The following is a 10673-nucleotide window of genomic DNA, read 5'->3' on the forward strand; positions in this document are numbered from 1 at the left end:
CTCCGCTACGTCACCCAGGCCGGCGGAAAGCTCGCCCCAGAACGGGTGACGCAGTACCTGCGACTCGGGCAGCGCCGCGGCTGGGACTTCTTCGTCATGTACGGCGCGACGGAGGCCACCGCACGGATGGCCTACCTGCCGCCCGCACTGGCGGAACGCCATCCGTCCGCGATCGGCGTCGCCATCCCAGGCGGCCAGGTGCGACTCGATCCGGTCGACGACGTCCCCGACCCGTCGATCGGCGAGCTCGTCTACTCCGGCCCCAACGTGATGATGGGCTACGCAAGCTCCGCGGCCGACCTCGCTCGCGGGCACGAGCTCGATGAGCTGCGCACCGGCGACCTGGGCCGGTTGCTCCCGGGCGGTCTGCTCGAAGTGGTCGGACGCCGCAGTCGGTTCGCGAAGGTGTTCGGGCTCCGGCTGGATCTGGACGAGATCGAGCGACACCTGCACGCGGCCGGGATGCCGGCGGCCTGTGCGGAGGTCGACGGGTCACTGGTGGTGGTCGTCGAGCGGCGCCGGCACATGGCGCGCGCCCGTGACGCCGTCGCCGAGCTGTGCGACCTGCCGCTCTGGGTGGTCCACGCGGTTCGAGAAGACATCCCGACGACTGAGTCGGGCAAGACCGACCACCGAGCGGTGGCGACGATCGCCTCCGAAGTCGCCGAGCAGGCTCCACGACGCGCCGGCGGTGCATCTGCCGACGACCTGTGCGAGCTCTACGCCGGCCTGCTCGGCCGCGACGGCGTCACGCCAGCGGACAGCTTCGTCGGACTCGGCGCCGACTCCCTGTCGTACGTCGAGCTGTCGGTGCGTCTCGGCGAGCGCCTCGACCGCCTTCCCCGCGACTGGCACCTGCGCTCCATCGCCGAGCTCTCGTGCGGGACCCGAGAACCACGCCGGGGAACGAGCATCGACCCGAGCGTGCTCCTGCGCGCGTTGGCCATCGTGCTGATCATCGCGACGCACGCTAACCTGCTGACCGTCATAGGCGGTGCCCACGTGCTCCTCGCCGTCGCCGGATACAACGCGGCCAGGTTCCTGCCGCGCCACCGGCACGCGGCTCTACGACTAGCCGGCACCGCCTGGCGTATCGCCTTGCCCAGCGGCCTGTGGATCGCCGCGCTCGTCCTGTTCACGTCGGACTACGAGCCGGCAACCGCGCTCATGGCGAACGGGTTCCTCGGCTCGGACCGCTGGACGCTCGACTGGCAGTTCTGGTTTCTCGAGGCGATCGTCTGGACGTTGCTGGGCGTCACGGCCGTCCTCGCCGTCCCGGTCGCGCGACGGCTCGAGCAACGCGCACCGTTCGCCTGCGCGCTGGGACTCGTCGCGGTGGCGGCCGGTCTGCGCTTTGCCCTGGTCGGCGTCGAAGCCGGCCCCACGGAGCGCTACATCGGCACGATCGTCCTGTGGTGCTTCGCTCTCGGCTGGGCCGCGGCGCGCGCGCAGTCCGCGATCCAGCGCGCTCTCGTCACGGCCCTCATCCCGCTGCTGACGTTCGGGTTCTTCGGTGACACCTGGCGCGAGGCGATCGTCGTCACGGGCATCGTGCTGCTCATCTGGGCGCCCCCGCTCCGCCTGCCCGCCGCGGTGGCCAGGGCCTGCGGAGCCTTGGCCGCCGCCTCCCTGTCCATCTACCTGACGCACTGGCAGATCTACCCTCACCTGGAGATGGATTACCCGTTGCTCGCGACGCTCTCGTCACTCCTGGTCGGACTCGCCTACCACCGGCTGTCGACCCCGCTGCTCGACGGGGTCGAGCGCGCCGTCGTCAGCCTTCGGCAGGCCCTGGTCCGCGTCGTCGCGCGGGTGCCGCTCGGCGTCGATGGCCGCGTTGATGGCGGCGCCGATGAGTACCGAGATCGACAGCACGTATAGCCACAGCAGGACAGCGATCGGGGCGGCGAGCGGACCGTAGATCGAGGTGCCGGCCGCCGAGAAGCCCAGCGCCCAGCGCACGAAGTAGCTGCCCAGGATCCACAGCGTCAGGGTGAACACCGCACCCGGCACCCCCGACCGCCATGTCTTCTTGGCGGGGACCGACAGGTGGTACAACGACGTCGTGAACCCCACCGACAGCACCAGGACCGACGGCCAGTACAGCTCGCGCAGGTACGCAGTGCTGTCCGGGATGATGTCGGCGACCACGTCCGGTCCGGCCAGTACCAGCGGAACCAGCACGATGCCGATGAGCAGCGCGACGACGTAGAGCGTGAACGAGAGCGCGCGGGTCTTGACGATGCTGCGGTGCCCGCCCATCCCGTACATGATCGAGATGGTGTCGATGAAGACGTTGAGCGCCCGCGAGCCCGACCACAGAGCCAGCACGAAGCCGACCGAGATGACGTCGAGGCGGCCACCGCGCAACACGTCGTCGATCGTGGGGGTGATGACCGCGTCGACCGTGGACGGCGTGAGTGCCTGCGAGGCGAGATCGATGACGCGGTTCTTGAGGACGTCGATCTGGGTCACCTCGAACGACCGCGCGATGTACCCGATCGTGCCGGCGAGCCCGAACACCAGCGGCGGAAGCGACAGGATCGCGAAGAACGCCGCTTCGGCGGCCAGCCCGGTGACGCGGTACCGGAAGCAGCTGCTGACGGTTCTGGCGACCAGGCGGCGCGCGAGGTCGACGACCTGCGGGCGGCCCGCCTCGGGGACGCCCGGCTGATCTACCGGTTCCGCCGCCATGGCCCTACGGTATCGACATGGATCCCCTCCAGCGCACACCGAGCAACCAGTCGGTGCCGCTGGTCGACTACGACGTCGCCGCAGCTGACCAGGCGCTGCTCGACGCCGTCGACGCGTTCGGAGGCGACCACGCGGCCGACGTCCGCTTGTCCCTGACGCCGATCGGCCGGCTGGCCGGATCGGCCGAGACCCGGGAGCACTGGCACCTGGCCAACGAGAACGAGCCGGTGCTGCATGCCGCCGACCGCTTCGGTCGCCGCATCGACGAGGTCGAGTTCCACCCGTCGTGGCACTGGCTGATGACACAGGGGGTCGGCTTCGAGCTCACGGCGGCTCCGTGGGTGTCGCAGAGCCCCGTCGCCCATCTGCAGCGGGCAGCCGGCTTCTTTGCGTGGGGTCAGTCCGAGCAGGGCCACATGTGCCCGATCACCATGACGTACGCCGTCGTTCCCGCATTGCGCACCGACGACGCACTCGCCAAGCAGTGGATCACCGGCCTCGCCTCGACCACGTACGACTTCGGCCTGCGTCCGCCCGAGGAGAAGGCCGGTCTGCTCGCCGGCATGGGCATGACCGAGAAGCAGGGCGGATCCGACCTTCGCACGAACACCACAGTCGCTCGCCCCACCGACGCGCACGGTGAGTACCTCCTCACCGGGCACAAATGGTTCACCTCGGCCCCCATGAACGACGTCTTCCTCGTGCTCGCGCAGGCGCCCGAGGGCGTCACCTGCTTCGTGGTCCCCCGCGTGCTGCCCGACAGCAGCCGCAACACGATGCAGATCGTCCGACTCAAGGAAAAGCTCGGCAACCGCTCCAACGCGTCCAGCGAGCTGGAGCTCCACGATGTGTGGGCCACCCGGCTCGGCGACGAGGGACGCGGCATCCGCACCATCATCGAGATGGTCTCGGCCACTCGGATGGACTGCATCCTGGGTTCGGCGAGCATCATGCGCAAGGCGCTGGCCGAGGCGTCGTTCCACGCCGCGCATCGTTCCGCCTTCGGGGCCACGCTCGCCGACCAGCCGGCGATGATCAACGTGCTGGCCGACCTCGCCGTCGAGAGCGAGGCGGCCACGACGGTCGCGCTCCGGCTCGCCGCCGCCGTCGACCAGCCGCATGACGCCCACGAGCAGGGGCTTCGGCGCATCGGCCTGGCGCTCGAGAAGTTCTGGGTCTGCAAGCGGACGCCCTTCATGGTGGCCGAGGCCCTGGAGTGCCTCGGCGGCAACGGCTACGTCGAGGAATCGGGTATGCCCCTGCTGTTCCGCGAGTCGCCGCTCAACTCCATCTGGGAGGGCAGCGGCAACGTCAATGCCCTCGACGTGCTGCGCGCACTCGGCCGTGAGCCGGAAACACTGAACGCCTGGATCACCGAGGTCGGAGCGGCCCGAGGCGAGGATCATCGTCTCGACTCAGCCGTCGAGGACGTGCTCACCGAGCTGGCCGACCTCAGCGACGCCGAGCATCACGCCCGCCGCATCACGTCCCGGATGGCGGCATGTCTGCAGGGCGCACTGCTCGTGCGTCATGGCGACCCTGCCGTGGCCGACGCGTTCTGCGCCTCCCGTCTCGCCGGCGACTGGGCAGGTACGTTCGGCACACTCCCCCGCGGCCTCGACCTCGCCGGAATCGTCGCCCGGACCACACCACACATCAACTGAGGATTCACCTGATGCGATCCCTGACCGTGGCTGCGCTCCTCGCAGCCATCACCACGTTCGTCGCCGCCCTCGCGCTGAGGGCCCCGGACGCCACGCTGGCCGTGCTGGCTGTTGCCGCGGTCGCCGTGCTGACCACCTGGATCGCCACGCTGCACACGACCGAGGACGAGTCCGGCCTCGCCCTCTCCAATCCCGCCGCCGCGGTGACGCTGACTCTCGTCGGCCGGCGCTCCGCGTCGTTCCTGCTGCCGATCATCGCCGCCCAGGTGGTCGGTTCCGTGCTCGGCGGCTTCGCGGTGCTCGGGCTGGACGACCGTCTCGGCGGCTCGCTCGTGTGGACCGACCCGACGCGCATCGCCACCGGGATCGTGGTGGCGGTGCTGGCCATCCTCTCGTCCTGGGTGTTCCTCGCGATCGACGGCGGAGAGCACGCGATGTGGGCGGCGGCGCCGGTGGTGCTGGCTGGCGCGGCACTCGGCGTGGGGCTCGCCGTCGCGCTCAACCCGGCGGCGGTGCTCGGTCTGGCCACAGCCGGTCTGGTGTCGTGGACGACGGCCGGAATCGCGGCCGTCGCGGGTGTCGTCGCCTCGGTGGTCGGTGCGTACGCGATCACCCTGGTCACTCCGGCCGAGGAGTGATCCAAGCCACACCCTCCGCGTGGGAAATGCCTGACCGTCTCGTATCGTGGGCAGTTGTCCCGAGTATCGAGACAACTGTTTGTCTGAGCGCACCTCGCTCCGCAGACTGTCAGCATGCTGAACGCGCGGACCACCTGGCTCGTGGAGCGACTCCACGTCGACCTCGGTCGCGCGCGCACGATGATCTGTCGCTGAGTATTCGCGCGCATCCACCAGCATTCGACCCCCGGCGCGCGGCGAGCCCGCTCCCCTGACGCGTCCGCCGTGTGCCCTCCCCCGAAGGAAGTTCATGGCACCGGTCACCGACACCAAGGCACCGAGGGCACCGAGCCGCCCGGCGCGCCCGCGACCGAAGCGCGGCGAAGGTCAGTGGGCGCTGGGTTACCGGGAACCCCTCAATCCCAACGAGCAGTCCAAGAAGGACGACAATCCGCTCAACGTCCGCGCCCGCATCGAGAACATCTACGCGCACCGCGGCTTCGACTCGATCGATCCCGGCGACATGCGCGGGCGGTTCCGCTGGTGGGGTCTTTACACCCAGCGCCGTCCCGGAATCGACGGCGGCAAGACCGCGACGCTCGAGCCGGAGGAGCTCGACGACCGCTACTTCATGCTCCGCGTGCGCATCGACGGCGGGCAGCTCGATCTCGACCAGCTGCGCACCGTCGCGGACCTGTCCATCGAGCACGCCCGTGACACCGCCGACCTGACCGACCGACAGAACGTCCAGTACCACTGGATCGACATCCGCGACGTCCCGAACGTCTGGGAGCGCCTCGAGTCCGTTGGACTCTCGACCCAGGAGGCCTGCGGCGACTGCCCGCGCGTCATCCTCGGCAGCCCGGTCGCCGGCGTCGCCGAGGACGAGATCATCGATGCCACGCCGGCGATCGAGGCCATCGAGAGCCGCTACATCGGTGACCGTGCGTTCTCGAACCTGCCCCGCAAGTACAAGACCGCGATCAGCGGTCACCCGGGCCACGACGTCGTTCCGCAGATCAACGACATCGCCTTCGTCGGCGCCGTCCACCCCGAGCACGGCCCGGGCTTCGACGTCTGGGCCGGCGGCGGCCTGTCCACCAACCCGATGCTGGCCAAGCGCCTGGGAGCGTGGGTGCCGCTCGACGAGGTCCCCGAGGTGTGGGAGGGCATCACCAGCGTCTTCCGCGACTACGGCTACCGTCGTCTGCGCTCGCGCGCGCGGCTGAAGTTCCTCATCGCCGACTGGGGCATCGAGAAGTTCCGCGAGGTGCTCGAGAGCGAGTACTTGAAGCGTGAGCTCATCGACCTCGATGCACCCGACATGCCCGAGACGCCCGTCGACCACGTGGGTGTGTTCCGGCAGAAGGACGGCCGCTTCATCGTGGGCGCCGCCCCGAGCGTCGGCCGCGTCTCCGGCACGCTGCTGAACCAGATCGCCGACGTCGTCGAGGCACACGGCTCCACTCGCGTGCGCACCACACCGATGCAGAAGCTGCTCGTTCTCGATGTCGAGGAGGATCGGGTCGAGTCGCTCATCACCGCGCTGGACGAGCTGGGCCTGCGCGCACGTCCGTCCCAATGGCGGCGCAACACCATGGCGTGCACGGGCATCGAGTACTGCAAGCTCGCCATCGTCGAGACCAAGCAGCGTGCGGCCGAGCTCGTCACCGAGCTCGAGGAACGCGTGCCCGAGCTCGACACCCCGATCACCGTCAACGTCAACGGCTGCCCCAACTCCTGTGCGCGCATCCAGACGGCCGACATCGGGCTCAAGGGCATGCTCGTGCTCGACGAGGACGGACAGCAGGTCGAGGGTTTCCAGGTGCACCTCGGCGGAGCGCTCGGGCACGACGCCGGCTTCGGCCGCAAGCTACGGGCCCACAAGGTGACCACCGAGCACCTCACCGACTACGTCGAGAAGGTCGTCCGTCACTTCCTCGACGACCGCGCCGACGGCGAGAACTTCGCCACCTGGGTCGCCCGCGCCGACGAGGAGATCCTGCGATGACCACCGGCGCCCGCGCAGTCCCGTTCCACTGCCCATACTGCGGCGACGAAGATCTCCGCCCGCACGGTGAGACCCACGGCGAGTGGGAGTGCCGCTCCTGTCAGCGGGCTTTCAAGCTCGGCTTCATCGGAATCCTCAACCCCCAGCACGACCCCACAACCTCTGGAAGGAGGGATGCACCATGACCGCTCCAGCACTCATCGCGCTGGCCCACGGCAGCCGCGACCCGCGCTCTGCCCAGTCGATCACTGCCCTGACGGAGGCCGTGTCGTGCATGCGTCCCGACCTGCGTATCGAACCGGCGTTCCTCGACCTCGTCGAGCCGTCCTTCGACGAGGTCGTCGACCGCCTCGTGGCCGAGGGACACGGCGAGATCGTCGTCGTGCCGCTCCTGCTCACCGACGCCTACCACGCGTCCGTCGACGTCCCCGGCGTCGTCGACACCGCGCTGCGACGTCATCCGGGCGTCAAGATCGCGATCACGAAGGTGCTCGGGGTCGAGCAGGCGCTGCTCCACGTGCTCGACCGGCGTCTGCGTGAGGCCCTCTCGAAGAACCGCGTCCGGGAGCTCGACGCGCTCGTGCTCGCCGGGGCCGGCTCGTCCGACCCACTCGCCAACGCCGCCATCGCCCGCGCCGCGCGGGCCTGGGGTGCTCGCCACAAGCTGCCGACGATCGCCGCGTTCGCGTCGACCGCACCGCCGGCCGCTGGTGAGGCTGTGCGCACGCACCGCGCCGACGGGCGGCGTCACATCGCCGTCGGCATGCTCTTCCTGGCGCCTGGGTTCCTCAGCGACCGCGTCACCGAGCTCGCCCTCGAGGCCGGCGCGGTGGCGGTGGCCGAACCGCTTGGAGCCGACTCCGTCGTCGCCGAGGTGATCCTCGCCCGATACGCCGTCGGTGCCGTCGACCTAGTGCCGCTGGAGGCCATGTTCGCCTGAGCCCGACTCAGCCGGCGGACGGCGGTCGGACCAGACGCCGGGCGACTCGCGCCAGACCCGACGGTCGCGGGTCCCAGGGCTCGTGATCTTCGGCGTCCCAGGCGTAGGCGGGAACTCCGTCGTCGAGGAGATCGCGTAGCTGCGGGAGCCCGAGCTCGCGCGACGACCATGCGTACAGGTGGGAGAACCTGGGCTGGATGACGCCGACGTCCAGGAGATGGCCGAAGCCGTGCTCGGCCTCGACGTACTAGTGAACGTCTTCACCAAGCGGATACCTGTCGGGAAGAACCCGGGACAGGGACAGAAAGATCGCGGTCATCCCCAGGCGAGGATCGCCGAGCGCGGGTGCCACGGGAGCGAGCCAGCCGAGCGCGATCCGGGGCGCGGCGACGAGTGCATGGGCGTAGAGCACGCGGACCAGGACGAGATTGATGAAGAAGCGCTCCACCCGATCCTCACGCCAGGCCAGGTCCTCGTTCTCCAGGTAGGCGCTGACGATGCTCAGGTTGTGAGCCCGGTACCAGTTCCGAGCGGTCGGCTCCCGAATGAACGTGAGCGTGGCGGTCACACTGGGTGAGCTCGGGTCACCAGCACGGCCGAACGCCAGCGCACGAGCCTCGCAACCGTCGTGAAGGAGCCGCTCGTTCACAGCGCGCCACCACGAGCTCCCGCCCGGCGAAGCGTGGGGCGGGTTGAGGAGTTGGCGGTGCAGCTGCCAACCCATGAACGCCGACGCGGCTCGCCGGTAGGGAAGGTGCGTCCTTCGGGCCGGCGTCCGGTACGTGCGCCGCAGCAGCTCCAGCCGCTCATCGGGGTCGTCACGAACCCGGTCGACCTGCGCCGAGGCGATCTCAACGGCCGAGCGGGCGACATCTGCCATCAGGACGCGGCGACCCGGGCCTTCTCGGCGTCGACGTCGAAGTCGGCGGCCGGCCAGGTGAGCCCGAGCGCTCGCAGGTGCTCGAGCAGCAGGGTCGCCACAGCCCAGTTGCGGTACCACTTACGTCCGCTCGGAACCACGAACCACGGAGCCGGCTCGGTGGAGCATCTTGCCAGTGCCAGGTCGTAGGCCTGCTGGTAGTCGTCCCACAGCGCCCGCTCGTCGACGTCGCCTGGGTTGTACTTCCAGTGCTTCGTGGGGTCGTCGAGGCGCGCGGTGAGCCGCTCCTTCTGGTTGTCGGCGGTGATGTGCAGCAGACACTTGATCATGGTGCCGCCGGCTTCGACGTAGGCCTGCTCGAAGTCGTTGATCGCGTCGTACCGTCGTTCGATCTCCTCTGCGGCCGCGAGCTCGCGCACGCGGCAGATGAGCACGTCCTCGTACTGCGAGCGGTCGAAGATCCCGATCTTGCCGGGCGGCGGCAACGCCTTCTCGATGCGCCAGAGGAAGTCGTGCTCGAGCTCTTCGGGTGTCGGCTTCTTGAACGACGTGATGCGCAGGCCCTGAGGATCGACGAGCCCGGCGGCGTGCCGGATCGTGCCGCCCTTGCCCGACGTGTCCATGCCCTGAAGCACGAGCAGCACCGTCCGCGGGTCGTCACGCGTGCCGTTCGCCCAGAGTCGTTCCTGCAGGTCGGCCAGCTCCTCGCCGAGTTGCGCCATCGCATCCCGGGCGTCCTTCTTGTCGCCGTCGAAGCCGGGCGTGGATCGCGAGTTGACGTCCGCGAGCGTCGTGACTCCGGACAGCAGCTCACGCAGCGAGGTCGCCATGACCGGCAGTATGCCCGAGCCACACCCGACGGACGCCCTAACCTCGTCGTCATGGACCCCGATCTCTACGCCTATCCGGAAACCGATCGTCCATGGCTGCGGACGAACTTCGTCTCCACGGTCGACGGCGCCGCCCACGACGTCAGTGGCGTCACGGACTCGCTGGGCGGGGAAGCCGACCGCGAGGTGTTCCAGCTGCTGCGCCGACTCGCGGACGTGGTGATGGTGGGCGCAGGCACGGCGCGCATCGAGAAGTACCGGTCGGTGTCGACGCCGCTGGCCCTGGTGAGCCGGCGTCTCGACATCCACGAGCGCCTGGTCGGTCCCGGCCTGTTCGTCATCACCACGACCGACGCCGCGTCCGATCGGGTCGAGACGTTGCAGGCGGCCGGCGTCGAGGTCATCGCGCACGGCGAGATCGAGATCGACTGGCCGGCCGTGCTGGACGACTTCCAATCGCGCGGGTGGCGTCGCATCCTGTGCGAGGGCGGTCCGACCCTGCATGGCGACCTCGTCACGCACGATCTCGTCGACGAGGTCTGCCTGACCATCGCGCCGATGCTGACCTCGGGCGATGCACCGCGCATCGCCCACAGCCGACTCCCCGTCGCGCACGGGATGACGCTGGGGCACGCGGTCCCCGTCGGCGACGTTCTGCTCACCCGCTGGGTGCGCGATCGGACGTAGAATCTCAGGTGAGGTACCTGGCGAAGGGAGCTCGACATGTATGACGTGACCCTGCTCATCGAGCGGCAGCTCTCCGATCTTGATTCCGAACAAGTGGTCGCGCTGCACGAGGGGCTCGACGACACCGTTATCTACCACCTGCTCCTGCCGGTCGACACGTCCGCGTCGCTGCTCGCGTCCTCCATGAGCGCGCTGGGCGGCGGCCAGATCATGACCATCGCCGACGCCGACATGATCGCCGACGTGCAGAACGAGCTGTCGTCCGCCGGCCAGGCCGAGCTCGATGCAAGCGCCGCGCTCCTCACCGCTCGCGGCCAGCAGGTCACCGTCACGCTCACCGAGGACGACCC

The 10673-nt window shown here is 69.4% G+C and carries 8 protein-coding genes and 2 pseudogenes; 7 read left to right on the plus strand and 3 right to left on the minus strand.

What is annotated here, in order from left to right; translation table 11 throughout:
* Positions 1 to 1680 (plus strand): annotated as a pseudogene (locus tag ACRDPN_RS03215) (AMP-binding protein); the annotation flags it as partial.
* A gap of 24 nt (positions 1681 to 1704) precedes the next feature.
* Here ACRDPN_RS03215 and ACRDPN_RS03220 read toward each other — a convergent pair.
* Positions 1705 to 2694 carry a YihY/virulence factor BrkB family protein gene (locus ACRDPN_RS03220; RefSeq protein ID WP_431445882.1) on the minus strand — a complete coding sequence of 330 codons (990 nt, stop codon included), beginning with the start codon at positions 2692 to 2694 and terminating at the stop codon, positions 1705 to 1707.
* Between the two features lie 17 nt (positions 2695 to 2711).
* Here ACRDPN_RS03220 and ACRDPN_RS03225 point away from each other — a divergent pair, with 17 nt between their 5' ends.
* The 4 genes from ACRDPN_RS03225 to ACRDPN_RS03240 all read left to right on the plus strand — a co-directional run bounded on the left by ACRDPN_RS03225 (position 2712) and on the right by ACRDPN_RS03240 (position 7926).
* Positions 2712 to 4358: an acyl-CoA dehydrogenase family protein gene (locus ACRDPN_RS03225; protein ID WP_431445883.1), complete on the plus strand. Its 1647-nt coding sequence runs from the start codon at positions 2712 to 2714 to the stop codon at positions 4356 to 4358.
* Between the two features lie 11 nt (positions 4359 to 4369).
* Complete coding sequence (locus ACRDPN_RS03230; RefSeq protein ID WP_431445884.1) at positions 4370 to 4996, plus strand: hypothetical protein; 627 nt, start codon at positions 4370 to 4372, stop codon at positions 4994 to 4996.
* A 289-nt stretch (positions 4997 to 5285) separates the two neighbouring features.
* Entirely contained in the window at positions 5286 to 6986 is a 1701-nt protein-coding gene (locus ACRDPN_RS03235; RefSeq protein WP_431445885.1) for a nitrite/sulfite reductase, read from the plus strand.
* Between the two features lie 181 nt (positions 6987 to 7167).
* Positions 7168 to 7926 (plus strand): sirohydrochlorin chelatase, encoded by a 759-nt coding sequence (locus ACRDPN_RS03240; RefSeq protein WP_431445886.1) that lies wholly within the window; start codon positions 7168 to 7170, stop codon positions 7924 to 7926.
* A 247-nt stretch (positions 7927 to 8173) separates the two neighbouring features.
* Here the strand turns inward: ACRDPN_RS03240 and ACRDPN_RS03245 are convergent, their stop codons facing one another.
* Together ACRDPN_RS03245 and ACRDPN_RS03250 are read right to left on the minus strand one after the other, a co-directional pair.
* A complete protein-coding gene (locus ACRDPN_RS03245) occupies positions 8174 to 8806 on the minus strand; it encodes a hypothetical protein (RefSeq protein ID WP_431445887.1) in 633 nt (210 codons plus the stop codon).
* Positions 8806 to 9636: a PPK2 family polyphosphate kinase gene (locus tag ACRDPN_RS03250; protein WP_431445888.1), complete on the minus strand. Its 831-nt coding sequence runs from the start codon at positions 9634 to 9636 to the stop codon at positions 8806 to 8808. The genes ACRDPN_RS03245 and ACRDPN_RS03250 overlap by 1 nt, the downstream gene beginning before the upstream one ends.
* 51 nt (positions 9637 to 9687) lie before the next feature.
* Here ACRDPN_RS03250 and ACRDPN_RS03255 point away from each other — a divergent pair, with 51 nt between their 5' ends.
* On the plus strand, positions 9688 to 10323 hold the full coding sequence (locus ACRDPN_RS03255) for a dihydrofolate reductase family protein (protein ID WP_431445889.1): 636 nt from the start codon (positions 9688 to 9690) through the stop codon (positions 10321 to 10323).
* A gap of 36 nt (positions 10324 to 10359) precedes the next feature.
* Positions 10360 to 10673 (plus strand): annotated as a pseudogene (locus ACRDPN_RS03260) (hypothetical protein); the annotation flags it as partial.

Source organism: Aeromicrobium sp. (assembly GCF_050700635.1).
Taxonomy (GTDB): domain Bacteria; phylum Actinomycetota; class Actinomycetes; order Propionibacteriales; family Nocardioidaceae; genus Aeromicrobium.

Coding starts and splice junctions, on each gene's coding strand:
- ACRDPN_RS03240 (WP_431445886.1), top strand. CDS start 7,168: ATGACCGCTCCAGCACTCATCGCGCTGGCCCACGGCAGCCGCGACCCG.
- ACRDPN_RS03245 (WP_431445887.1), bottom strand. CDS start 8,806: ATGGCAGATGTCGCCCGCTCGGCCGTTGAGATCGCCTCGGCGCAGGTC.
- ACRDPN_RS03235 (WP_431445885.1), top strand. CDS start 5,286: ATGGCACCGGTCACCGACACCAAGGCACCGAGGGCACCGAGCCGCCCG.
- ACRDPN_RS03255 (WP_431445889.1), top strand. CDS start 9,688: ATGGACCCCGATCTCTACGCCTATCCGGAAACCGATCGTCCATGGCTG.
- ACRDPN_RS03225 (WP_431445883.1), top strand. CDS start 2,712: ATGGATCCCCTCCAGCGCACACCGAGCAACCAGTCGGTGCCGCTGGTC.
- ACRDPN_RS03220 (WP_431445882.1), bottom strand. CDS start 2,694: ATGGCGGCGGAACCGGTAGATCAGCCGGGCGTCCCCGAGGCGGGCCGC.
- ACRDPN_RS03230 (WP_431445884.1), top strand. CDS start 4,370: ATGCGATCCCTGACCGTGGCTGCGCTCCTCGCAGCCATCACCACGTTC.
- ACRDPN_RS03250 (WP_431445888.1), bottom strand. CDS start 9,636: ATGGCGACCTCGCTGCGTGAGCTGCTGTCCGGAGTCACGACGCTCGCG.